The sequence below is a fragment of the Aquimarina sp. RZ0 genome (genome assembly GCF_008370685.1).
Lineage (GTDB): Bacteria > Bacteroidota > Bacteroidia > Flavobacteriales > Flavobacteriaceae > Aquimarina.
On the sequence record NZ_VTZU01000026.1, the window covers coordinates 22,323 to 48,339 of the forward strand.

Here is a 26,017-nt window from a genome sequence, read left to right on the forward strand (position 1 = left end):
AGTTCCTGATAAAATCACAGTAAACTGAATCAAATTATTTTTAATCCGAAGTATGGAATAAAAAGAGTGAATTTTATAGCTGATTTCAAATCAGAAAATGTATAACATCCTAACTTTGATTTTTTTTAACAGTAACTGCAGCTATATTGAAAAAAATCAGTCTATTAAGTGATAAAGGATAAACTTTTAGGTTTAAAACAACTAAGAGATGAGTTTAATGTATACGTTGGTCTGATGTATTCTTATTAAAATATGAAAATTGATCCCAGTATAGTAATAAGTGATCCAACCGCTGCCAAAAAGAAAAAGGATGTATTTACTAAAAAGAATTTAAATATGGTTTTGATTCTGCTCTGACCATAGAATTTGCGCATTGCCTTGTATAAATAAAACAGAAAAACCCATACTGCAATTGCAGAAGGAGTTTCACTTTTGGTAATCATATTTATTAAAATTCCTGTGCCAATAAGAATAAAAAACATCGTTTGGGTATGGAATGTGAATACTAAGTGTTCCATATAATTAAATGGTCTTCTTAGGTATAAAAGCCATATGCTTAATGCAAAAAACGGGAGGAAGAAAAATATAATAAATGGTAGTTTATTAAAAAGAAATTCAAGTAACTCTTTGCCGTAATTATTTTCTAAATCGGCAGTTTTGAGAACCCTGTGATATATATATTTGTTAAACCAATTTGGTCTGTGCTCTAACGCTGCTAATGCTCTGTATGTAGATGTTTCTTTTGTGCGATCGTGATAATCTTCATACATCGGCCATAGTTTGAACCCTTTTGATATAATGCTGATGGTATCAAGTTGTTCCTGGGTATAGTATATAACCTCTTTTTTTTGTTTTTCTTTTTTTATCAAAGAAGAAAGATTTATGGTAGCGTTGCCAGAAGAATCTGTTTCGATTGAGAATTCCTTTTTTAGATTTTGTGGTAAAGAATCTATTTTGATAGGAAACCCCTCTCCAATATGTTCAGGTAAGGAGTCTAAATTGATTTTTAATTCTCCATCAAAATTTTGTTTTATCGAATCGATAGTTTTAACACCTTTTTCTCTAGTAGTTTCTACACCATCTTTTACTCCAGAGGTAAAACTATCAAAATCTATAAAAAGACCATTAATAATAAAAAATATAATAGAAACGCTGAGGTAAAACCGAAAAGGATTGGCATACTTAATTCTTTTGCCCTCGATATATTCTTTTGATATTTTTCCGGGACTGAAGAGTAAAGCATTAATGGTGTGCGCTAATCTGGAATCATACGAAAAAAGACTTGATAGAAATTCTCCAAAAAAATCGTTAAGCGATATTTTTTTGGTAGTATTGATTTGTCCACAGTTATGGCAATATTTATCAAGGATGTCGAGAGGAGTGGCGCAATTAAGACATTTGTTTCCTCTGTATTTTTTGAGAAATCTCCCTTTTTCTTTCATTCACAATAGATAATTTCCTTAAGGAGCTAAAGTAAACGTATTTTCTTACAATCTAAAAATAATTTTTTTAAAGCATTTAGAATAAGGCTGAAAAGAGAAATTAAGATTTTAATTGGTTATATTTCTTGAATTTCCAGTGCCTTTGCCAATGACTCTGTCATACCTTGCTCCTGGGGCTCTGTAATATGGTAAGACCATATATTCATTCTCTGTTTCATCAAAATTACCACTTATAAAACCGCGGTCAATCGAGCCATCAGGTTTTACTAATACATATTTATAGTTGTTAAAACCTTGTTTAAACTGTTTTTTTGTAAAATAAATGGCTCTTTCCTTATCATATTCAAGTTTTGTAGAATCGTCAGTAACGTAATTATTAAAATTGCCAAATATGTGTAATTCTCCATCTCCCAGAGGTTCATAACATTCTAAAGAGAAGTGTATCCAGGCATAATCTGCTTGCGTATTACTGTCATCGGCTCTTAAGTTTCTAACGACAAAACCGCCATTGATATCAGGTTGGTATGTGTAATTTCTATTTGCTCTCACAACATCAGTATACAGATAATTATGATAGGTTTCTTGCAAATCAATATTTCTGATATTAATAGAGGAAGCTCTGATTTCTTTATTGTCGAAGAAAAGAAATTCATTGCCTGCCCAGAAACTGGATTCAGTATCATATTTATATACCAGCGTGTTTGCAATTGTAAATTGTGGAATAAGGTTTGTAATAGCACCTTTTATGTCATTATTTTGAATAACCAACGTTTTTACAGTTCGCTTAGGGTTTTTAAGAATTTCATTTGGAGAATTTATTTCGAACTGTACAGATTGTTTAGTATTGATGAAATTTAGATTTCTAGATCGTTTGGTATAAACTTTTATAGTAGCGAGATTTTCATATACAATGAATTTTCTTGAAAAAACAATTTCATCATCACTATCATACATTTCCAGCATATAATTACCACTTACTTTTAGTCCTCGTGTATCTTCATTAGGGATATCTAATATATAATGACTATACATTTGTAAGGTGTTAAATGAATTTTCATAGTTTAAAATTCGAACATCATCAAAGCCGTCGATGTATTCATTTTTATATAGAGGAGAGGGTGTCCAGTCAAAATTATAATGAGTTATCTTATAGTAATAATCTACTTCGTCACCATTAATATCATCAAATCTGATGTGTAATGGTTCTCCAAGTTTTATAACAGGAGTTCCGGAGAATTCTGCTCCACCAAATAACTGAATTGTTTTTATATGATCAGGCGGGTTTACTTCTTTAACTTCTTGTGCATTGATTGATTGTGTTACAATGCCCAATAATGCTAATAAAAATACGAATTGTGTAAGTTTTTGTGACATTTATTATAAAGTTAGCTGCGTAAAGATAAACAAACTGTGTGCCGAAATAATTTAGTATGTATTTTAAGTTAAAAAAAACATTATTTAGAAAGGTTATAAATAAAATCTTATACTAGTGCCAGCTTTCACGTGCGTGTTTTAATTATTAAATTTGCACGATTTTTTTAGTTAATTAACATAGACTACAAATATGTCAAAAGACATTCGTATCAGAAAAGGCTTAGACATTAAGCTTGTTGGCGAGGCAGAAAAAATTACTGCCGATGCTACCAAAAGTAATGTTTACGCAATTAAGCCTGACGATTTTCACGGTATTGTGCCAAAGGTTATTGCCAAACAGGGTACAGAAGTTAAAGCCGGCGATCCACTTTTTCACTCCAAATCTAATGAAAACATGCTTTTCCCTTCATCAGTAAGCGGAGAGATTGTGGAAATTATTCGAGGAGCTAAAAGAAAAATTTTAGCATTTAAAATTTTAGCAGATAAAGAACAACAATACGCAGACTTTGCAGTAAAGGATGTAAAAGCGATGAGTGGAGAAGAAATAAAAACTCATCTATTAGCTTCAGGTTGTTGGCCTTTTATCAAACAACGTCCTTATGATGTAATTGCTAATCCGGATGTTAGTCCAAAAGCTATTTTTATATCTGCGTATGTCACAGCACCACTGGCTGCTGATTTTGACTATGTTTTGGCAGGTAAAGAACAAGAACTGCAGACAGCTGTTACGGCATTAAACAAATTAACAGAAGGAGATGTACACGTATCTGTTGGGAAAAAAGGAAATTCTCCTTTTACCGGATTAGATAATATTACAGTTCACTCGGTTAGTGGCCCACATCCTGCAGGAAATGTAGGCGTGCAAATAGCAAAAATAGATCCTATAAATAAGGGAGAAGTTGTCTGGGTGGTAACTCCACAAGATCTGGTGATTATAGGAGAGCTACTATTGACAGGTAAATTCAATGCCGAAAGAGTTGTAGCATTAGCAGGATCTTCTATTAAGAACCCTAAGTATTTTAGAACCAAAATTGGTGCCGAAGTATCCTCTGTGATCTATGATTCTGGTGTAAAAGATAATAACATAAGGGTTATCAGTGGAGGCGTGCTTACTGGTGATAATGTAAAGCCTGATGGTAATTTAGGATATTATCATAATGCAATCACGGTGATACCTGAAGGGGATGATTATGAGCTTTTTGGATGGAATAAACCTATTTTTAATAAGATTTCTCCATCTAGAGCACTTACTTTTTCCTGGTTATTCCCGAATAAAAAATATGATCTTAATACCAATACCAATGGCGAGCATAGAGCGTTTGTGGTAACAGGTAATTATGAAGAGGTTTTTCCTTTAGATATTTACCCATTACAGCTGTTAAAGGCATGTGCAGTCAATGATTTGGATGCAATGGAACAGCTGGGGATGTATGAGGTGGCTCCAGAAGATTTTGCACTGACAGAATTTGTTTGCGTCTCTAAGCAGCCACATCAGAAGATCATTAGAGAAGGGCTAGATTTAATGTTAAAAGAAATAGGATAGCGTCATGAGTTTAAAAAATAAACTACATAACTTAAAACTTAAGTATAAAGATAAGAAGATGGCTCCTGCATTTAATGCAATCCATACTTTTTTATATCTACCGAATGAAATTACGCACTCTGGTGCTCATGTACGTGCAGCTGATGATCTTAAGCGTACGATGAATACGGTAATTATGGCATTAGTGCCTTGTTTAATATTTGGAATTTTTAATGCTGGTTATCAGCACAACTTAGCTACAGGTGAACTAAAAGAAGCTGCAGATAGTTTTTTTAGTGGTGAATTTTGGTCTTGGGCAAATGCTTCTATTGGATTATGGAAAGTGTTGCCTCTTGTAATTATTTCTTATGGAGTAGGATTAGCGGTAGAGTTTTTATTTGCAGTGATTAAAGGTCACGAAGTAGAAGAAGGATATTTGGTAACAGGGATGTTAGTTCCTTTGATTGTACCAGTAGATACGCCATTGTGGATGCTAGCAGTAGCAGTGATATTCGGAGTAGTGATTGGTAAAGAAGTGTTTGGTGGTACGGGGATGAATATCCTCAACCCTGCATTAACGATAAGAGCTTTTTTGTTCTTTGCATATCCTACCTGGATGTCTGGAGATAAAGTATGGGTTCACGGAGCGGTAGAGAGAGCAGGCGACATTGCCGGCGGAGCACAATTAGATGCTATATCTGGAGAAACTGTTCTAGGTAGTTTAGCTCAGGGGAAAGAGATATCTTATGGTGTTTCTGATATGTTTTTAGGATTCATACCAGGTTCTGTTGGAGAAACTTCTTCATTGTTGATACTCCTGGGTGCGCTTTTCTTAATATTTACCAAGATCGGAAGCTGGAGAATTATGCTAAGTGCTGTACTTGGTGCTTTGGCAATGGGATTAATTTTTAATGGTGTGGTAAGCGCAGAATGGATTAGTTCCGGAAGTAAATTTTATAGTTTAATGAGTACAGAATTCTGGCACCATTTGATTATTGGTGGTTTTGCATTTGGAGTAGTATTTATGGCTACAGATCCGGTAACTGCATCTCAGACTAATAAAGGAAAATGGGTTTATGGATTCCTGATTGGGTTTATTTCAATCTTAATAAGAGTATTCAATCCTGCATATCCAGAAGGAGTAATGTTAGCTATTCTATTGATGAATGTATTTGCCCCTACAATTGATCATTATGTAGTTCAGGGTAATATCAAGAAGAGAATGAAACGTTTAAAATTAAAAACGGCTTAGTCATGGCGATTAATACAGATAAAAATTCATATACAATCATCTTTGCTATAGCTATGGTGGTGGTGGTTGGTTCATTATTGGCTTTTACAGCATCATCCCTAAAGGATAAGATCGATGCCAATAAGCGAACTGAGAAACAGCAAAATATTTTATTTGCAATGGGTATTGCAGATACCGAAGACCCTAATGAATTCGTAGCTGCTGAGAAAGCTCAGGAATTATTTGACAAATATGTCGGAGATGAACAATATATCATTACTGGTAGTTCAGCTAAAAAAACTCCAAAAGCTTTTGATATAGAGGTCAAAAAGGAAAATGATAAAGTAAAGCAAGATGCCAATTATACTAGAAAATTACCGTTATTTATTGGTAAAAAAGATGGAGAGGAGTATTTTGTAGTACCAATGAGAGGTAATGGTCTTTGGGATGCTATTTGGGGGTATGTATCTCTGGATAAGGAGTTTAAGACAGTGAAAGGTGCGTTTTTTGATCATAAAGGAGAAACACCAGGATTGGGTGCTAATATTAAGGAAGCCTATTTTAGAGATGACTTTATCGGTGAGAGCATATTAGATGCCTCTGGTAATTATAAAGGAATTACCGTAAAGAAAGGAAATGCAGATCCGAAGAATGTAGATAAAAGTGATAACGAAGTAGATGCAATGGCTGGTGCAACGATCACAGGAGATGGAGTAACAGCAATGGTGAAGAAGGGAATAAAGATGTATCAACCTTATTTCGAAACTTTAAAAAAATAACAGATGGCTGAAGTAACAGAAGAAAAAGTTGAAGTTAAAGTAAAAGAGCCTAAGGAGCCTTTATTTTCGAAGAAAAATAAAAAACTATTAACAGATCCGCTTGCTGATAATAATCCTATTACAATACAGGTATTAGGAATCTGTTCTGCATTAGCAATTACTGCACAATTAAAGCCGTCGATTGTAATGGCAATTTCAGTAATTTTTGTTTTGGGTATTGGTAATGTAGTAATCTCTTTAATGAGAAATATTATACCTTCCAAAATTAGAATTATTGTTCAATTAGTCGTGGTAGCCGCTTTGGTAATCGTTGTAGATCAGGTGTTAAAAGCTTTTGCATATTCATTAAGTAAGGAGCTTTCCGTATTTATAGGATTAATTATTACCAATTGTATCATTATGGGACGTTTTGAAGCATTTGCCTTGGGTAACGGTCCGTGGAAGTCATTTCTCGATGGAATAGGAAATGCCGCTGGATATGGTGTGTTGTTAGTGATTGTAGCTTTTTTTAGAGAATTACTGGGATCAGGAACATTATTTGGAGCTAAGGTATTAGGAGATCCAATCGAGAAAACTGGATTATATGCTTTTGGATATGAAAATAATGGTTTTATGGTATTAGCGCCAATGGCATTAATTACCGTGGGAATTATTATTTGGATTCAGAGAAGTAGAAATAAAGAACTCATCGAAGATCATTAGAAAATTCACAGTTATGCGTTGATCGTGTAATCGATCTAAGTGCGAACTAAAAAATATTAAAAATGGAATATTTAGAATTATTTTTAAAATCAATCTTTATAGATAACATGGTATTCGCATTCTTTTTAGGAATGTGTTCATATCTGGCAGTGTCTAAAAAGGTGTCTACAGCAGTAGGTCTTGGAGCGGCTGTAATATTTGTTTTGGCAATCACAGTGCCATTAAACTTCTTGTTAGATAAGTATATTCTCAGAGAAGGCGCTTTAGTTTGGTTAGGTTCAGAATATGCAGATTATGACTTAAGTTTCCTAACCTTTATTCTATTTATAGCTACTATTGCAACCATGGTACAATTGGTAGAAATTGTAGTAGAGAAGTTTTCACCTTCATTGTATAATTCATTAGGTATCTTTTTACCACTAATTGCTGTAAACTGTGCCATCTTAGGAGGGTCATTATTTATGCAGCAAAAAGAATTTGCAACTATTTCTCACGCGGCGGTATATGGTGTAGGGTCTGGAATCGGATGGTTTCTTGCGATCCTTGCAATTGCGGCAATTAGAGAGAAGATTAGATACTCTAATGTTCCCGCTCCTCTAAGAGGATTAGGAATCACTTTTATTCTTACAGGGCTTATGGCAATTGGTTTTATGAGTTTTGGAGGAATGCTTACAGGAGGAGATGAAGAAGAGACAAAGAAACAGAAAACTGTTCAGGTAGAGGAGAAAACTGCTAAGGAAGTAGCAGAAAACACTAACGTTTCAATACTTAAATAACATGATATTTTTAGCATCAACAGTTGGAACAATTGTTATCACCATCATTTCGTTTTTGGTGTTAACCTTAGTTTTAGTAGGAATTTTATTATTTGCAAAAGATAAACTATTGCCATCAGGCCCCGTTAAGATTACGATTAATGGCGAAAAAGAGATTGAAGTTGCCTCGGGAGGTACTTTATTATCTACCTTGGGTAATGAAAAAATATTTTTACCATCTGCTTGTGGAGGTGGTGGTACGTGTATCCAGTGTGAGTGCCACGTATTAGAAGGTGGAGGAGAAGCACTGCCAACAGAGACGCCTCACTTTTCTCGTAAAGAATTACAGCACGGTGCGCGTCTTGCCTGTCAGGTAAAGGTAAAACAAGATATGAATATACAGGTTCCTGAAGAAGTTTTTGGAATCAAAAAATGGGAAGCAACCGTAGTTCGTAATTATAATGTAGCTTCTTTCATTAAAGAATTCGTTGTAGAGATTCCCGAAGATATGGGGTATAAAGCAGGTGGGTATATACAAATTGAAATCCCTCAGTGTGAGATTAAGTATGCGGATATTGATATTACTGCGCATCCAGAAGAGCACGAAACTCCAGATAAATTTCAGGCAGAATGGGATAAATTTGGTTTATGGCCATTAGTGATGAAAAATAATGAAACGGTAGAGCGCGCATACTCGATGGCTTCTTATCCTGCTGAAGGAAGGGAGATTATGCTTAATGTACGTATCGCGACTCCACCATGGGATCGAAGTAAAAATGGATGGATGGATGTAAATCCAGGAGTTGCTTCCTCTTATATTTTTGCACAGAAGCCAGGCGATAAAGTTACTATCTCAGGACCTTATGGAGAGTTTTTTATTAATGATTCTGATTCAGAAATGTTATATGTAGGAGGAGGAGCTGGTATGGCTCCCATGCGTTCTCACTTATATCACTTGTTTAAAACATTACAAACAGGGCGTAAAGTTACATATTGGTACGGAGGTCGTTCTAAGCGTGAATTATTCTATCTGGATCATTTCTATGATTTGGAGAAGAGCTTTCCTAATTTTAAATTCTTTCTGGCATTGTCAGAACCATTAGAAGAAGATAATTGGAAAGTTAAAAGTGATATTGATGCAGAAGGAGATGGGTTTGTAGGATTCATTCATAATTGTGTAATTGATAACTATCTTAATCATCATGAATCACCAGAAGATATTGAACTATATTTCTGTGGACCACCATTAATGAACAAGGCTGTTCAGAAAATGGGAGAAGATTTTGGTATTCCTGATGAGAATATCAGATTTGACGACTTTGGAGGATAGACAGAAAGTGCCTGTTATAATAAAAATTTTAAAAACCGATACAATTATTGTATCGGTTTTTTTATGAATTGTTATCTTAGTTTAGATTCTATAAAGTACTTCAAGATAGAATTTATACGATTTATAACTAAAAATTTCACATATTCATCGTTTCTTTTTCCTTTCTACTTCGTTTAAAAAATAAATCGTAGCTATAGCTATGCTTGATTTTTTTGCCTTGCATAAAGAAAAAATAATTCAATGAATTTATACGAAATTCTTACCCGTAAATCGTATTACTTAAAGAAATGTTGGCATTAAAACTGTCTCTTTTATTAGTACCTATATCTCCATCAGAATCATTAAAACTACCTTTAATATGCGAATATCCTATACTTCCAATTCTAGAGGTTAAAGAAAGGTCTTTGTTGATGAATATATTAATTCCGGGAGCTGCTGTCACATTATAACTCTCATTTTTCTCAGTACTAGTCGTAAGGTTATTAACTTGGAATATTTTATCAGAATCCGATTTGATCATTTGGTATCCAGCATTGAGCTCAATAAATAAAGAGACTCTTTTTTGATGAGAAAAGTGATATCTGCCAAATATGCCCGTGTTATATCCTTTTCCCTTTGAAAAGAAGCCATAAAGATTATTATCATAGTTTTCTGTTTTAGAACTAATATATCCAAATTTTAAACCGACCATAAGGTGTGAGGATATGAAATAACCTATTTCTGGAATGATACTAAAATTATGCCCTTTGGTTTCAAACCTATATGATTCCCCCTTCTATATTATTTCTGAAAGATTCGGAATTTTGATAAGAATAATTCATTGTTCCGTAAATTGTAAAATCTCCTTTTTCGAATCCATATTGCGTCTCACTTTGCGCCACGATATTTGAGTACCATAGTACTGCTAGAAAGCATAAAATAGATGTTCTCATTTGTTTAAAATTATACATAATACCGAGATGTAGATTTTCTGGACCTATTCTTATTTTATGATCATCAAAATTTTGTTGTTGTTGTTGAGAAGTGAAATTTCTGTTAGCATCGGTTTTGTAATAACAATAATCCAAAATTTCAAATTTTGTAAATAACGATAGATGTTTTGTAATAAAATAATTTAAGCCAGTTGAAAAGGTTGCACTATATGCATCGGTTTTTCCTTTGTAGGAACGAAAATTAATTTCAGTATTGGAGTAATCCAGAGCAAGTTCTGTAAATACATTAAATCTTCTTTTGGGCATAAAGAAATAACGACCATTGATACCAATTCCATAAGTGTTACTGTTTTCGGTATTCGTTAATAAAAATTTTGACTGAAGTCCCAATGAAATCTTATCGGATATAAAGTATCCTAGAGAGGGTTCTACAAATAATTAATCTGTTGAGCTGAATTTATCACTTAATAGAGCGCTGTATTTTAGGGCTCCTGAGATAAAAAAATCACCTTTTTTGAAACCATAGTCATTGTTTTCTTGAGCAGAGACTACGGTAAAAGCAAATAGTGTAATTAAAATAGAATAAAATCTTTTCATTTTGTTTATTTATGTTATATGATTATGTTAATGACTTAGAGTATGTTTAAAAAGAATACAAATTGAAAATCAATAGTTTGAGGTTCTGAGGACACTTCAAATGATGAGAATATCGAGATATTTTAATTATTTGAAGTAGACTCACGGTTCTTAAAATAGTTGTTTTCAGGAAGTAAGGTTTTTAAACATACTCTTAGGTGAAAATTCCGCGTTTGTTAATGTTGTATTAAATAAATCTCAATTGATTTTTGAAAATGAGTGGGAATTGAAACATGGATATATTTCTATAAATTAAGTTATGTGAAAAAAGTTTTGTTCCTTTTAGTTACGATTGGTCTAAATTTTAATTGTTTTAATCTCTTAGGGTTTAATTTCTTAAGGCTTGCTTCATACGAATAGAAAAGCTTGAAAACTTTGGTTTTCATCAAGGAAATTAGAATTCGAATAAATGCCTAGTTGGCTTGCCTTGAGGATTATTTACTTAGAGTTACATGTAATTTTAGTAAATGATTCTTTTTTTTAATAAATAGTACTGTTAAGAAGACTGTTTGTTTTTATGAGTTGACTTTTTTAAAATTTAGCATAATGGTGTGTTCAAATTTAAACCCCATCTAAAAATTGTAATGTTTTCAGATCAAAAATGATTTAAACAATAGAAGAGAAAAACTATTTTTATTGGCACAAGAAAATATTCCAGCCCAGAATGTATGTTTACTTAAAAACTTTGAAGACTCTAGTATTTCTCCGTGGTATAGATTTAAAGAAAATACGACTATTTATACTCCTGGTTATTATTTTGAAAAAGGTGTATTTATAAGGTTTAAATGATATTTATTTTTTTAACCAAAGTACTATCTTTGTTTCGCTATGAGCAGAATATTAACAAAACAAGAGCTTCATAATCTGGCAATGAATATTGTCGGTGAAGAATTAGAAAAAAAAGGATTCGAGTTTATTGCTATCAATAGTAAGCTGGGGAAACATCCTCAATTCGTATGTATAGACTCAGTAAATCAACGTTATTTTATAATTGTAAAAGCTATTTCTTATCCTGATAATCCACATAATTATGATATGATATGGATGGAAGCTTTTAAAAAACACGCGAGAGAACAAGAAGCAAAGGTTTTTTATGCAGGTGTAGGGTTACAGAATTCAGAAAACCCTACTAAACCTGTTTTGTTTGATGAGGAATATGTGTTAGAGTATGCAGGTTTACAGATAATAGAAACTCATCTTAATTAGAAACAGAAATGATTAAAAATCTCACGCTAGTATTCTTTTGCATTGTATTGTCTTCCTGCCAGACTAAGCCTTCATTGACTCTTAATTATACAAAAGGGGAAGCTTTTGGAACCACATTTTCTGTTCAATTTATAGATAAACACGAAATCGATATTTCTAAATCATATGATAGTATCATACAGATTATTAATGCTTCGATGTCTACATATCAGAGTGATTCTGATATCTCAGAAATTAATAAAGGAGATACTACAATAGTGGTTGATGATCATTTTAGAAATGTATTTACTACTTCAAAAGAGATTTACAAAGAAACCGATGGTGCTTTTGATCCTACAATCGGGGTTTTGGTTAATGCCTGGGATTTTGGTCCTAAGGGTAAAATAATGACGCTAGATAGTGTCAAAATAGATAGTTTATTAGTAGCTGTTGGTTTGGATAAGGTGCATCTCAAAAATAATAAGATTGTAAAAGAATATTCTGAAACCTTTCTTGATTTTAATGCGTTGGCAAAAGGATATGCAGTTGATGTGTTTGCTGAATTTTTAGAAGGTAAAGGAATTGAGAACTACCTGGTAGAAATAGGAGGCGAAATCAGAGGGAAGGGAAGTCAGGTGATCAAAAAAAAACCTTGGAAAATTGGTGTAGAAGACCCTAATTTTGATGAAACTCAATCGTATAGTAAGATTATCTCTTTACAAAATGAAGCTATGGCTACTTCTGGTAGTTATCGTAAATTTAAATTAGATGAAGAAGGAAATCGCTATGCTCATATTATAGATGCCAGTACAGGGTATCCTCATAAATCAAATCTTTTGAGTGTTTCTATATTGACAAAAACTTGTATGGAAGCAGATGCTTATGCTACAGCATTCATGTCCATGGGGTTACAGGAGTCTAAAGAATTCTTAAAAACGCATCAAGATCTTAAAGTGTTCTTCATATATGAAGATGCTCAGAAAAAAATAAATACGCTTTCTGTTAATGGATTTCCATAAGAATGTGATCCATAGAAATATTGATTCACACGCAGGAAAGTATTTCTGATATAATAAAGTTTAATTCCTTTATATTTTTTATTTTAAAATACTTTATAGATATTTTAGCCAAAAATCAATCACACGTAAAGATTTAATTTTCAGCTTTATGTGTGCTTAATTTTTAATTAGGACTGCATGTAGCCCAAACAAACGATCTACTATTTACAGATTTTCTTCCTTTAAAAAAAGCGTACCCTTTTTTTAAAGGATACGCATTACTCAAAGCATAATATGCTGTCTCTACTCTAAATGTTAGCCATCATTACCTGTTAATGTGTAACTACCAACAATCAAATCATGGTCTTCAGAGGTATTTGATTTTTCATGAGCATTGTAAAGAGCAATTGATGCTTCATATTGTTTGTGCCCTTTAGGTAATCTCCAATACATATCAATATGAACAGAAGCATTAGCTGGCAACATATTGCCAGTTGCGTCCTCCATACTAACAATTAATTCACCTTTATAATTTGCTGGTAAATCCACAGCAAATTCATAATTAGCAGAATGTTTATTTACAAAGAGCGTTCCAGAGTCTAAAGCTATTGATTTATCAGCGCTTTTAAGGCTGATTTTTGACCCTTCCGGAACATTTTGACATTGTACTTTAAATACAAATTTTTCATTTGAATCATCTTGATTATAAAACGAAAGCGTATTTTCGACTCCTTGTTGTGGATTGACATTTTTCCATGCACCTGCTCCATTGTGTGTAATCCAAGTACTAGAATTCCAATTACTATCTGCATTTTTTGGATTACTAAAATAATCAGTTGTAACCGTTGCAATAAGACAAACATGGTCTGTAGATGTAGGGTTAAAGAAGAAAGATTCTGAACATCCACGAGTACCTTGAGGCATAGGGCCAGGAACACCAGATAATAAAACTACTTTCCCATCTAAATTAACACCATCAGTTGTTGTCAGTTGAAGCCATGAAGATGGAGGTTGATTGAAACCACCTGTGGTATAATACATATGTACTATAGGCATTATAGGGGTTGAATCACTGTTGCTAAGATCTCCAAAAAAATTAACATTCTGACAGCGAGTGTACACATAGTTTTTACCTACCTGAGGATATTGCCAATAAACAGAGTTCCAATTTTGGATTAATTGTTCTGGTAACAGTTCCGTACTATTGTTACAAACAATGTCAATACTTGCTGTAACACTTCCTGCTACAGGAATTTGTCCAATATCAGAAGTAGTCTTACGGGTTAGGATACCTCTCCATTGCACTAAAGCATTTTTTGCATAGGTATCAGCTAAAGATGCAGGTGAAATAGCAAGAGCACTTTGTAAACTCTTTGAAAGAATGGAATAATCCATTAAATTAATATTCCAGTACTTATTGGCGTAGACACCGCTAAACACGTTAGCGATATCCTGATACGTTAGCGTTGCTACCATTCTGGTATACACTTTATACATTGCCGAAGTATCTGGCATACCTTGTGCATAATATCCAATAGTAGCATCCCACATTTGTTGAATATTGTTAATAGACCCTTCAGTCTCTGTAGTAGCTGAACCGTTAGAGTTTGCTTTTGTTATAGTTATACTCATAATAAGATTGATTTAATTGTTTGTTGTTTACTCTATTAATACGATTTATAACTAAAAATTTCACATATTCATCGTTTCTTTTTCCTTTCTACTTCGTTTAAAAAATAAACCGTAGCTATAGCTATGCTTGATTTTTTTGCCTTGCATAAAGAAAAAATAATTCAATGAATTTATACGAATTTTTTAATCACAAATCGTATAAAAGGCTTTTTGGAATTTTCACCTTTGTAAACAAAAATTGATAGTAGCTACTCAATCGAATAATTTGTTTTTGATTACGTTACAAATATCTAACGATACTTTAGGTTTTGCTAGAGTATAAATACTGCTTTTTAAAAACAGGTGTTTATACTTAACTCATTAGTTCACATCATTTAACAGCTCAAAATTGAGAGATTAATGACCTGAATTATGAAAGAATGTCATGAGTGCTTGATTTTTGTATGTGAGCATACGAATAATAGCTGTAAAAGAAGAGCATAACAAAATAATGTAAGAGCGGATTAATGCTCCAATACAAGTTTTGTACCTTTATCAAAGTGCAATAATAATTCGAAAGAATTGGGAGTTTAAATTCCGCTACTGTGCTTACAAAATACCATTGTGCGAGACATTTGAAGCAACCACTCTGCAGTATATGTGTCTACTATAAAAAGAATATGGATAAAAAAGTACTAATTGGAATTATCATTCTAATCGGAATGATTTCTTGCAATAGCGACGATGACAATGCATCGAAAAGTTTATCAGGAACCTATACAGAAACCCTACCTATAAATGGACGTTCAGAATTAAATTTCGTTAATGAGAATACTGTTATTAAAACGGAATCAGGAAGTGCATTTGGAAATGAATTCACATATGAATTAATAGATAATGTAATAAAACTAACACCGAATTGGGACGACGATACGGCTACTGAATTTGAAATTCAAATTATGAATAGTTCAAAATTTGTGATTGAAAACCTTTACCCAAGTATTCCTGAAACTCCAACTATTTATATGACTTTTCAAAAGTAAAAACTATACTTAATAACAGAATATATAAAAATTGCTAGTTTTAGCTAAGAGTATGTTTAAAAACCCTTCTGCCTGCTGGTCATTACTTTGACAACCTTGACTTTACTTCAAATAAACAACATATCTCGATATGTCGTCGATTTGAAGTGTCGTCAGAACACCAAACTACTGATAATCAGTTTGCATTGTTTTTAAACATGCTCTAAACCAATGTTAGCGACAAGCCTGAAAAAAGAAATATTGAATGATTAAGCGTATTGAATTTCCATCACAAAAAGAGTATCCTATTTATGCAGAAATGTATATGAAATTGGTAAAAAAAGATGGAAGCCTTATTGAGCAATTGAAATCGAGTTTAAAGAGAACAAAAACTTTGATTAATAACGTATCGAATGAAGAACTAGACTATCGATACGAAAAGAATAATACGATTTACGGGTGAGAATTTCGTAAAAATAATGGCAAGGATTTTTCGCTAGATTGATGAATCAAATTAAAGAATAGCCATAGCTATTGTTTCATTTTATGAAGAAAATATAGTAGAAAAAGAATGTCATTAGATGCGAAATTTTTATTCGTAAATCGTATAAATGGTCGATTAAAGAAATTTTAGTTCATATAATTGATGATGAAAGAATCTATGGATATAGAGCACTTTGTTTTGCTAGAAATGATAAAACAAATTTCCCAGGATTTGAACAGGATGAGTATAATTTTAATTCTGATACATCAGAGAGAACCATTGAGAATATTATGGAAGAATATGAAGCTTTACGATTATCAACTATTACACTCTTTAATGGACTTTCTGAAAAATCATTAAAGCGTATGGGAATTGCCAATGGACATCAAGCAAGTGCAAGAGCTTTGGGATATCATATTCTCGGACATGATTTACATCATATTAAAATAATAGAAAATTTATATATAAAGCGTTGAGGAAATAAAGCCAGCAGAAACATAGTGATCATAATAAGCTAAAGTACATATCGAAGGGTTGGTGCATATCATTTTCGGTTAAAAATAAAAAGTCAGGATGGGTTCATTCCAAATTACAATATAACGAACAAACTAAAGACAGAGAATCTCTTCTTCAAAAAACCAACAAAGAAAAACCAAAGAAATTGACTTCTGCTATAGTTTAGAAGGAAATATTTGGGTTCTTCCTAAATTCTCGAACACCGATGCTAATGACTTTATTTAAAAAAAAAAAAATTTTGCTTTCATAATCAAATGTTTACATTTGAAAATAAAGATAATATATCTCATAAAAAAACTACCGGTTGATAAGTATGGGAAACTCAACAATGGTAATTATTCATTGTGGTCTTGTGTCATATCAAGATCAGAGTACAAGTCAATCGGCTATAATTTCAGTGTATTTAATTCGTAAAATCCATTTAGCATGAAAAACTTATTTAGCATTATTATTACATTTCTTGGTTGTTCTTATTTCTTTAATTTATATGGGCAGGATACGACAAGTATTTATGTATCGCCACATCCAGATGATTGGCAGTTGTTTATGAACCCCAATGCATATAATAGTATAAAAAACCCAAATGAAAAAGTAGTGTTTATACATATAACAGCCGGAGATTCGGGTACAGGAATAAGCAGTAATAAATATTTGGCTAGAGAAGAAGGAAGTTTAAGAGCCATTCGATTTATGTCTAATACCTTTACTACAGGCGCCGGTTTGGGTACTAATATGAATGAAACAATAGTAACTATTAATGGACATAATATCCTGAAATATACGTATCGCAATGCAACGGCTTATTTCTTAAGATTACCAGATGGTAGCCCCAATGGATCTGGGTATTTGCAACAAGGATTCAGGAGTGTGCAAAGACTGTATAACGGGATTGTACCAGACATTTCGGCTATAGATACTAGTACACAATATAATTCATTAACAGATCTAAGAAATACACTTAGATCATTAATAGAAGTAGAAGCTACTGATTTAAACGATGTAACATTTAATCTGGCTGATGATGACGATACGATCAATCCTGCTGATCATTCAGATCATATCTATTCTTCAAAGATAATGCAGGATATAGCGAATACTCTTGGGGGGATTACTATAAATTTATATTCAGAGTATGACACAGGCTTGAGAGCGCAAAATGTATTTGATCATGACTATTTGGTAAGTGCAGGTACTTGGGGAGCGACCACTTCTGGGTTATCAGATAACTTGAACTCCAGTACCTGGGATCGAACACATAATAGTTGGATAGGAAAGCAATATTATAGAACAACGGTGTCAACGTCACATTATAATGCCAACATAGCATTAAACAAACCAACAAGCGCTTCGGGTAATGAATTGAATAGTTTAAGTTCAGAAGCAAATGATAATAACTATTCTGTAAATGATAATTACTGGGCAGCAAATCCTTATTCACAATGGTGGCAAGTAGATCTGGAAGATGTGTATGACGTAAACAAAATCGTAGTTATTAATTATTATGATGGTAGTAGATATTATCAATACGATATACAAGCGTCTATTGATGGTATTAATTGGGTAGATATTATTGATTTTAATAATAATATAATACCCGCCAGTAGCCAGGGGAATACTTTTGAATCTTTAGATACCACCGCTCGATATCTGAGAGTCAATATGAACTATAATTCTGCTAATACAGGTGTGCATATTGTAGAGTTTGAAGCTTATGGGGATCTTGCAAATCCAACTGTAGTAGCAAATATAGCATTAAACAAACCAACAAGTGCTTCGGGTAATGAATTGAATAGTTTAAGTTCAGAAGCAAATGATAATAACTATTCTGTAAATGATAATTACTGGGCAGCAAATCCTTATTCACAATGGTGGCAAGTAGATCTGGAAGACGTGTATGACGTAAACAAAATCGTAGTTATTAATTATTATGATGGTAGTAGATATTATCAATATGATATACAAGCATCTATTGATGGTACTAATTGGGTAGATATTATTGATTTTAATAATAATACAATACCCGCCAGTAGCCAGGGGAATACTTTTGAATCTTTAGATACCACCGCTCGATATCTGAGAATCAATATGAACTATAATTCTGCTAATGTAGGAGTGCATATTGTAGAGTTTGAAGCTTATGGAGAAAAACAGTCAACTCCCATAGTAACAACATCTATAAGTAACACTAAAAATATCGAAAACTCAGTCGATTTGAATATCTATCCCAATCCAGTTACTAAAGGAGATGACATAGAGATAGACTTGGATTCTCCTGTAAACGGTACCATTCTGGTAGAAGTTTATGATTTTAATGGAAAATCTATAATTAGCAAGACAAGTATCCAAAATAAAGAAACAAAAATCGTTAGCCTGAATACCAGTGATTTTACAACAGGATTGAATGTTGTTAATATAACCTATAGAGGAGAAACCATAACCAAAAACATATATATAAAATAAACTGACTCCAAGAAAATATACTAAAAATCTGAGTTTCTATTGATCTCAAGCGCGTCAGTTTGAGTGAAATTCTGATAAGGATTTTGTATCACAAGCGTTTTGGGTTAAAAAAACTATTCTTGATGCACTTTTCCTTTGTTAAAGCACTCAAATCAGTGGTTTTATTTTCTACATTAACTGGGAAAATCAGGTTGAAAAATAATAATGTACGTATTCGGCCTTTTGATAGATAATAGTTGAGTTTACTATTGATATTTGTATATGGGAGAGGTTTTTCGTTTGTTGAAAACCTCTCCTTTTTTAGATAGGTTTTATGCCATTTGTTGTTTGGATTTTCTTTTACGAGACATTCAAAAGGATGGTGCTAATCAAAAGCTATACTCTTAATTACTTTACTAGTAAGTAAATAGTCGAACAGGTCCAATATATAAATTCAGAAGATAGACCAGATTTTTTTATATACGATATACTTTTCAGACGATGCCCCACCCCGCCATTATAGAAATGAACGTTCTAATTCATTGTTTATACGGGGAATCCCCTTTTTTCTTAGAGGGTCTTATTAATTTAGAGAATTATTAGAGTAACTATATTCGTTTGTTATGATGAATATTTTACAAGTTTTTCACTGGAAACTGTGTAAAAAAAGTATCAAAAATGGTTTTACTTTGACATCATCAAAAGCATACTATGGATTCATTTAACTATAATGGAAAACAAGCTTATAAAGTATTTTTAGTATCATTTATATTTTTTTTGGATGTAAAACCAAGCAAAAACAAAACAAAGAGAAAGATGATAGTATTCCTTTAGTTCTTATTGAGAAAGAACAAAGTTCACTGCTTATAGAAGGAGATAATATTTGGATAAGAGATAATCCCAAAAAGAGTAAAGTAGTAATGAAACTCAATGAAGGTGATCAATGTGTTATTATTGATACTAGTAAAGTAGATACCATAAGAGGTTATATAGACTATTGGTATCAAATTAAATACAAAGACACAATCGGTTGGGTATTTGGTTCGCAAACCAATATAAAATCAGAGAGTAGTAAAGCAATACAATTGTTTCTGAAACAAAATGGAGAGAAATTAAAATGTAATACCATTGATTACAAACTTATTAATAACAAAAAAGATCATTACTTATCAAGTGTTATACTATTTTCGGGAACTACTAATCTTGATACACTTGATTTTCTAAAAACAACAACTTACAAAGACATAAGAAATCCATCTGTTATAAAGGAAGATTATAATTTTGATGGTTTATGCGACTTTATACTTGTTGATATTTTGAATGCGTCTCATGGTTCAACGGATTGCTACTTCTTTTTTTATGATCTAGAAACAAAAGGGTTTATACGTGATAGGTCTTTACCCATGCAGAACGGAGGTATGCAAATTAATAAGAATAAGAAGGAAATGATAATTTACTGCTCTCCTTATGATTGTAAAGGCTATTACAAATTTATTGATGGAAAAGAAATTCATACACCAGAACCTTGTTCAGATTGCTATTAGTAAACAACCAGCTAACAAATAAGGATTAATTTTTTCAATTATTATAAAAAGTTTACAACTTAATTAATCAAGAAAATGAATATTATAATGACAATAAAGGAAAGAACACAAAATAAAAAGCATTAAAACGACTTTTTATTTGAATCGTTAGCACCAATAAACAGGAATGAAAAAAACTTTGGTTATATTTTTTATATTATTTTTAAGCAAAAGAACTTTTTCTCAATTTGAAAATAAGGGAACACTCAACTCGAATAGTTTTAAAATTTTAGTATACCAAAACCAAAAAGATTTAGATACATTAGGATATGAGTTTAAGCTGAAAAAATCAGAAATTAACTCTAAAAAAGAATCTAAATGGAGTGAAACCAAATTATTAGAATTTGAAAATAAAATTACAGATCTAAAGTCTTTATATAATTTGCCTAGTAATGAATATATTTCTTTTGGAAGCGATTTAAGAGAGTATAGCGAGCAAGAGCCTCTAGAGAAAAGGCTTTCGAAAATTTTATCCTTATTACAAAATCAAGAAATTAATATTGATAATTTTATATCATACGATTTTGGAAAAGGTACCCTGGATAAAATCATCCTAGAGAATAAGTCTTCAAAAATTATATCAGACATCAAAAAGTCATTAATAGAACGATTAAGATATGGAACTACAGTAAACTTTAACTTAATTGCGCCTATTTTATTTTTTGAAAACAGTCCTGATTATTATCAAGCATTACTCCAAATTAAACAAAATATAGGCGATAATGATTTTTTAAAAACAGCCTATTACTTTACAATTGTTCCCGAACTTGCTCGTATTGGAGGGTTAAAATCAATTCCAATAATAGCTAAAACCCTTGAAGATGAATTGAAAACAACAATGAATAAAAGTGGGGTCATGGAAAACTTGATTACTATAATACATAAACTTGAAGAAAGTAATATACCTAAACAAGATTTAGAAAAAGAAATAAATAAATATTTCGGTAAACACATTACAACTCCATATAAAACACCCAAAATAAGGAGTGAACTAAACCTTGAAAAAATTATTTTACTAGCAAAATCTTATAATCTTATATCAGAAAAAGAATTGGATAAAATTAAATATGAAATATTATATTCATATTATCTCAAGAATAGTAGAATAGACAAAGATGAACTTTTAAAAGTTGTTGGAGTCGCGTTTAACTATAATTCTAGCCCTTATGTTGGTTCAGGTCATTTTTTAAACAAATCCGCTGGATATACCAAAATCATGGAAACCTTTATGAGCATTTCTAGATGTGATCTACCATCTTACATTGTTGATAAGCATTTAAGATTTGATGCTAATAAAAACCCTGATTTCGCCTTATTTTTAGGTAATGATTCGGTAGGTTATGTAATAAAATTAAACCCTAACATGCTACTTGATACAAACCATTTAGCTATAAAAAAAATTTTCAACAAGGCTCTTTTAGACATAAAAAGCAAAAAACGATTTACTATAAAAACAGAAGATCATCACAATAATAAAGTGACATATCAAGTGAACGATAACATCAATAGTTTTTTAGAAAAAGTAGATAAACTTAGATGATAACAAAAAATCATTACTGGCACTAACACGGTGTCCTATGTATACCCTTCGGGATATGTATCATACACAAAACGTTAGTGTGCCGCGAAGCTGTGGCAATCCAGTGGGTGCAAATCCCACCAGAGTAATTGGCTATTCATGCTAAAGGAAAGTACACAGTTGTATCTGTGAAGATATTTCTGAAGCTGTGCTGGACAAATAATCAAGCCGTAATGCGCAAGCACGAATCCATAGTAGCTTCGATACGTGTATCTGCAATTAGAAGAGAGTTTTGACATTCATCAGACCCTGTCACTTTCATAGGAGTAACAATCAAAGGAATATAGAAGAGTTGCCGGAGTCATAGGGATGGTGTGATTATAGATGGATTAGTACAGAAGGAGGAAAGATCATGTAGATTAGGGATTGGCAATCCTAAACACGATGATATAAGTAGGACATAGAAAAGTATGTACGTCAGAAAACACTTTCAAAAATGCAATGAAGAACTCTATAGGCAGGTCATATAAGGGAAAAATTCACGCACGGTTTGATGAAGAAGGTATTGAGAGTTCTAAAATATTAATATCTTTAACCAGATAATAATAGAGGGAATTATCAGTTTTTACTATACTCTGAAAGCTCAAAAAATCCAATATGCCAATAGAAAATATTCCTGAAATTTACATCGGAAACACAGCCAAAAGTAAAGACATTTTTGTGTATGATTTTAAAATGACCAATGATGTGGTAAAAAGTAAGGTTAATTTAAGCATGAATATGTTTAGCTTTCTTCAAGTAGGAAAAAAGCAAGTGCATTTTGCTAATACTTCTAAGGCTGTAAATAGTGAGCAGTCATTACTATTAAAAAAAGGAAACTGGCTATGGACAGAATTATTGGATACTGAAGCTATTTACTATTGCAAACTGTTCTTTTTTTCAGAAAAAAAACTAACCGATTTTTTAAGTAAATACATTAAAAATGCTAAGCCACTCCAAGAAAAAGTACCGTGTTTTGTTATAGAGAACGACGAATATATTACTTCGTTTATAAGCTCTTTATCCTCTAAATCTTTTGAAGATAGTAGGTATTGCAATGCAATATTAGCTCTAAAGTTTGAAGAAATATTACTTTACCTATTAGATAAATATGGTAGTGAGTTTGAGCATTATTTGCACGCTCTGATATCTAAAGAAGTTTCTCCCTTCAAAAGTATTGTAGAAGATAATGTGTACTCCAATTTAAAACTAGAAGAAATTGCTTTTTTATGCAATATGAGTCTAGCTACATTTAAAAGACATTTTAAAATCGAATATAAAGAAGCACCCGGAAAGTGGTTAAAAGATAGGCGTCTGCAAAAAGCAAAAGAGCTCCTGCAAATTGGCAACCTAAAAGCATCAGATATCTACTTAGACATCGGTTATAACAACCTGTCTAACTTTAGTATTGCCTTCAAAAACAAGTTCGGAATTAGTCCGACAGATATTTTAAAAAAAACATCAGACACTATCACTTTTTAGCACTTAAGTAATTAATGTTTGGTGAGCACTCAAAAAGGGTTATTTTGAGCTATTTTCATAAGTTATTGAGCCATATCAATAAATAAAAAACCATGCACCGCCTGTACATTTGTATCCTAATTACAACGCTTGTTTTATCAAGCGATAGTAAAAAAAAATAAAACACAGTAAATATGGCAAATGTAACTAAACCCGAATTTAAAGAGAAGTATGATAACTTTATCGGAGGTAAATTCGTTGCCCCTACAAAAGGGCAATATTTTGAAAACATATCTCCTGTAAATGGTAAAGTATTTACACAAGCAGCAAGATCTACTCAAGAAGATATAGATCTTGCATTGGATGCAGCACATGAAGCTTTTCCGGCATGGAGTACTTCTTCTGCGACAGAACGTAGTAATGTGTTATTAAAAATTGCTCAGGTTATGGAGGATAACTTAGAGTATTTAGCAACTTTAGAAACGATAGATAATGGCAAACCAATTCGTGAAACTCGTGCAGCAGATATCCCGTATTGTATAGATCACTTCCGTTATTTTGCAGGTGTTATACGGGCAGATGAAGGCAGTATATCAGAACACGACAAAGACACTATTAGTATTGTATTACACGAGCCAATTGGTGTTGTTGGAGAAATAATTCCCTGGAATTTTCCAATGCTAATGGTCGCCTGGAAAATTGCACCAGCATTAGCAGCAGGCTGTACAGCTGTTGTTAAACCAGCAGAACAAACACCAACAAGTGTTATGATCTTAATGGAGCTAATTGGAGACATTTTACCAGCAGGTGTATTAAACATTGTAACTGGTTTTGGTAAAGAAGCCGGAGCCGCTTTGGCAACGTCCAAACGTATTGCAAAACTATCATTTACGGGATCTACAGACACTGGACGTACAGTATTACATAATGCAGCAGAAAATATTATTCCCGTAACAATGGAACTAGGTGGTAAATCTCCTAACATTTTCTTTCCGTCTGTAGCAGATCAAGACGATGAGTTCTTTAGTAAAGCTATAGAAGGAGCTTTAATGTTTGCCTTAAACCAAGGTGAAATCTGTACTTGTCCTTCTCGTATTTTAGTGCACGAAGATATAGCAGATCGTTTTGTAGAAAAAATGAAAGAACGTTTGAAACTAATTAAGCAAGGTGACCCATTAGATCCGGAAACTATGATTGGTTCTCAGGTATCTAAAGCGCAATACGAAAAAATACTTAACTACATCAAAATTGGTAAAGAAGAAGGTGCAGCTGTATTAGCTGGTGGTGATGCTGGTAGCTATGAAGGTGAATTATCCGATGGTTACTACGTACAACCAACGGTTTTACAGGGTGATAACAAAATGCGTGTTTTCCAAGAAGAAATTTTTGGTCCTGTTGTAGCACTAACAACATTTAGCTCTACAGAAGAAGCCATTGCTATTGCTAATGATACACCTTACGGATTAGGTGCCGGTGTCTGGTCTAGAGATGCTCACGAGTTATATCAGGTACCACGTGCTATACAGGCAGGTAGAGTTTGGGTAAACCAATACAATACATATCCTGCACACGCTCCTTTTGGTGGTGTTAAGGAATCTGGTTTTGGTCGTGAAAACCACAAAATGGCTTTGGATCACTATCGTGTTGTAAAAAATATGTTAATCTCCTATGACAAAAAGCCAATGGGCTTCTTTTAATTGGAACTAATACGATTTATAACTAAAAATTTCGCATATTCATCGTTTCTTTTTCCTTTCTACTTCGTTTAAAAAATAAACCGTAGCTATAGCTATACTTGATTTTTTTGCCTTGCATAAAGAAAAAATAATTCAATGAATTTATACGAATTTTTTAATCACAAATCGTATAACAATTAAATTTCAAAACAAAACCATTTCTCAAATAAGGTTAGCTACAGAGATCATTTCTTTTTTCTTTCACCTTAATTAAAAAATGATTTGATTCAGTTTATGGTGATTTCATCTAAGAACAGATATAAAACCCCGGACTATTCTGGGGTTTTTGTTTAAACCTAAGGCCTTAATCACAACCGAATAAAACATACACATCCCGTAAAATCATGTTATCCTTTCGGATACATAAGCATGATTGCAATTATACGTACTCTTATTGGTTGATTACTCCTTTTGAAGGTACATTAAAATCTTTACTCGATAATCGAGATTTAAATGCTCTGAGGCTTGCCTCAAAATCAAAATGTTTTTTTCAATAAATGCCTCGTGAGCGTGCCCCGAAGTAGTTACTGCTTTTAGAGTTGTTCTATTCAATGACATTCCAAAAAAAGTAACAATGGCTCCTATTAATAAGGTTTTTGGTGCTTAACCCAATGTTTAGGGCTTTAATTAAGTCCGTCAAATCTTTTTGGTTTACGACTTCGTTTTTAGTTACTATTTTGGTAGTCGTAGTCTTTCGGTAGGCTTTATAATGAAAAGACAA

At 32.5% G+C, this 26,017-nt stretch carries 23 protein-coding genes; 17 read left to right on the plus strand and 6 right to left on the minus strand.

The annotated features are described in order from the left end of the window. Window positions 1–245 precede the first annotated feature (245 nt). Both F0000_RS11400 and F0000_RS11405 read right to left on the minus strand, forming a co-directional pair. Entirely contained in the window at window positions 246–1,442 is a 1,197-nt protein-coding gene (locus F0000_RS11400) for a DUF3667 domain-containing protein (RefSeq protein WP_149624844.1), read from the minus strand. 108 nt (window positions 1,443–1,550) lie between these two features. Next, window positions 1,551–2,816: a DUF5103 domain-containing protein gene (locus tag F0000_RS11405; RefSeq protein WP_149624845.1), complete on the minus strand. Its 1,266-nt coding sequence runs from the start codon at window positions 2,814–2,816 to the stop codon at window positions 1,551–1,553. A gap of 190 nt (window positions 2,817–3,006) precedes the next feature. On the opposite strand from F0000_RS11405, the gene F0000_RS11410 reads away from it, so the two are divergent. The 6 genes from F0000_RS11410 (at window position 3,007) to nqrF (ending at window position 9,135) form a co-directional block, all read left to right on the plus strand. After that, window positions 3,007–4,359, plus strand: coding sequence for a Na(+)-translocating NADH-quinone reductase subunit A (locus F0000_RS11410; RefSeq protein ID WP_149624846.1), 1,353 nt, complete (start codon window positions 3,007–3,009; stop codon window positions 4,357–4,359). 4 nt (window positions 4,360–4,363) lie between these two features. Continuing rightward, window positions 4,364–5,590 (plus strand): NADH:ubiquinone reductase (Na(+)-transporting) subunit B, encoded by a 1,227-nt coding sequence (locus tag F0000_RS11415; protein WP_149624847.1) that lies wholly within the window; start codon window positions 4,364–4,366, stop codon window positions 5,588–5,590. A gap of 2 nt (window positions 5,591–5,592) precedes the next feature. Further along, the gene (locus F0000_RS11420) at window positions 5,593–6,348 is read left to right on the plus strand and encodes a Na(+)-translocating NADH-quinone reductase subunit C (protein ID WP_149624848.1); all 756 of its coding nucleotides are present in this window, start codon (window positions 5,593–5,595) and stop codon (window positions 6,346–6,348) included. Between the two features lie 3 nt (window positions 6,349–6,351). Further along, complete coding sequence (locus F0000_RS11425) at window positions 6,352–7,050, plus strand: NADH:ubiquinone reductase (Na(+)-transporting) subunit D (RefSeq protein ID WP_149624849.1); 699 nt, start codon at window positions 6,352–6,354, stop codon at window positions 7,048–7,050. Between the two features lie 62 nt (window positions 7,051–7,112). Further along, a complete protein-coding gene (gene nqrE, locus F0000_RS11430) occupies window positions 7,113–7,826 on the plus strand; it encodes an NADH:ubiquinone reductase (Na(+)-transporting) subunit E (RefSeq protein WP_149624850.1) in 714 nt (237 codons plus the stop codon). A gap of 1 nt (window position 7,827) precedes the next feature. Further along, window positions 7,828–9,135, plus strand: coding sequence for an NADH:ubiquinone reductase (Na(+)-transporting) subunit F (nqrF, locus tag F0000_RS11435; protein WP_149624851.1), 1,308 nt, complete (start codon window positions 7,828–7,830; stop codon window positions 9,133–9,135). Window positions 9,136–9,394: 259 nt separating this feature from the next. Here nqrF and F0000_RS11440 read toward each other — a convergent pair whose 3' ends face one another. The 3 genes from F0000_RS11440 to F0000_RS27725 form a co-directional block, all read right to left on the minus strand. Continuing rightward, window positions 9,395–9,826 carry a hypothetical protein gene (locus F0000_RS11440; protein WP_149624852.1) on the minus strand — a complete coding sequence of 144 codons (432 nt, stop codon included), beginning with the start codon at window positions 9,824–9,826 and terminating at the stop codon, window positions 9,395–9,397. Window positions 9,827–9,893: 67 nt separating this feature from the next. After that, complete coding sequence (locus F0000_RS11445) at window positions 9,894–10,457, minus strand: hypothetical protein (RefSeq protein ID WP_188112098.1); 564 nt, start codon at window positions 10,455–10,457, stop codon at window positions 9,894–9,896. A 48-nt stretch (window positions 10,458–10,505) separates the two neighbouring features. Next, window positions 10,506–10,664, minus strand: a complete 159-nt coding sequence (locus F0000_RS27725) for a hypothetical protein (protein ID WP_188112099.1) — start codon at window positions 10,662–10,664, stop codon at window positions 10,506–10,508. A gap of 633 nt (window positions 10,665–11,297) precedes the next feature. Between F0000_RS27725 and F0000_RS11450 the strand changes: the two genes are divergently transcribed. Genes F0000_RS11450 through F0000_RS11460 form a run of 3 tightly spaced genes read left to right on the plus strand, consistent with a single transcriptional unit; the run spans window position 11,298 to window position 12,907 of the window. After that, complete coding sequence (locus tag F0000_RS11450; RefSeq protein ID WP_149624902.1) at window positions 11,298–11,492, plus strand: DUF4846 domain-containing protein; 195 nt, start codon at window positions 11,298–11,300, stop codon at window positions 11,490–11,492. A 39-nt stretch (window positions 11,493–11,531) separates the two neighbouring features. After that, window positions 11,532–11,909 (plus strand): Na(+)-translocating NADH-quinone reductase subunit F, encoded by a 378-nt coding sequence (locus tag F0000_RS11455; RefSeq protein WP_149624854.1) that lies wholly within the window; start codon window positions 11,532–11,534, stop codon window positions 11,907–11,909. 8 nt (window positions 11,910–11,917) lie between these two features. Continuing rightward, a complete protein-coding gene (locus F0000_RS11460; RefSeq protein WP_149624855.1) occupies window positions 11,918–12,907 on the plus strand; it encodes an FAD:protein FMN transferase in 990 nt (329 codons plus the stop codon). Window positions 12,908–13,201: 294 nt separating this feature from the next. Here the strand turns inward: F0000_RS11460 and F0000_RS11465 are convergent, their stop codons facing one another. After that, window positions 13,202–14,518, minus strand: a complete 1,317-nt coding sequence (locus F0000_RS11465) for a hypothetical protein (protein WP_149624856.1) — start codon at window positions 14,516–14,518, stop codon at window positions 13,202–13,204. A gap of 584 nt (window positions 14,519–15,102) precedes the next feature. Here F0000_RS11465 and F0000_RS11470 point away from each other — a divergent pair. The 8 genes from F0000_RS11470 to F0000_RS11505 all read left to right on the plus strand — a co-directional run bounded on the left by F0000_RS11470 (window position 15,103) and on the right by F0000_RS11505 (window position 25,257). Then, entirely contained in the window at window positions 15,103–15,540 is a 438-nt protein-coding gene (locus F0000_RS11470) for a hypothetical protein (RefSeq protein ID WP_149624857.1), read from the plus strand. A 244-nt stretch (window positions 15,541–15,784) separates the two neighbouring features. Then, the gene (locus F0000_RS11475) at window positions 15,785–15,982 is read left to right on the plus strand and encodes a hypothetical protein (RefSeq protein WP_149624858.1); all 198 of its coding nucleotides are present in this window, start codon (window positions 15,785–15,787) and stop codon (window positions 15,980–15,982) included. Between the two features lie 131 nt (window positions 15,983–16,113). After that, window positions 16,114–16,479, plus strand: coding sequence for a DinB family protein (locus F0000_RS11480; RefSeq protein ID WP_255452696.1), 366 nt, complete (start codon window positions 16,114–16,116; stop codon window positions 16,477–16,479). Between the two features lie 466 nt (window positions 16,480–16,945). Next, window positions 16,946–18,979: a discoidin domain-containing protein gene (locus tag F0000_RS11485; protein ID WP_149624860.1), complete on the plus strand. Its 2,034-nt coding sequence runs from the start codon at window positions 16,946–16,948 to the stop codon at window positions 18,977–18,979. Window positions 18,980–19,878: 899 nt separating this feature from the next. Next, window positions 19,879–20,502 (plus strand): hypothetical protein, encoded by a 624-nt coding sequence (locus F0000_RS11490; protein WP_149624861.1) that lies wholly within the window; start codon window positions 19,879–19,881, stop codon window positions 20,500–20,502. A 166-nt stretch (window positions 20,503–20,668) separates the two neighbouring features. Then, on the plus strand, window positions 20,669–22,081 hold the full coding sequence (locus tag F0000_RS11495; RefSeq protein WP_149624862.1) for a hypothetical protein: 1,413 nt from the start codon (window positions 20,669–20,671) through the stop codon (window positions 22,079–22,081). Window positions 22,082–22,717: 636 nt separating this feature from the next. Beyond that, complete coding sequence (locus F0000_RS11500) at window positions 22,718–23,581, plus strand: AraC family transcriptional regulator (RefSeq protein WP_149624863.1); 864 nt, start codon at window positions 22,718–22,720, stop codon at window positions 23,579–23,581. Window positions 23,582–23,754: 173 nt separating this feature from the next. Then, on the plus strand, window positions 23,755–25,257 hold the full coding sequence (locus F0000_RS11505) for an aldehyde dehydrogenase family protein (protein WP_149624864.1): 1,503 nt from the start codon (window positions 23,755–23,757) through the stop codon (window positions 25,255–25,257). The last annotated feature ends 760 nt before the right edge of the window (window positions 25,258–26,017 follow it).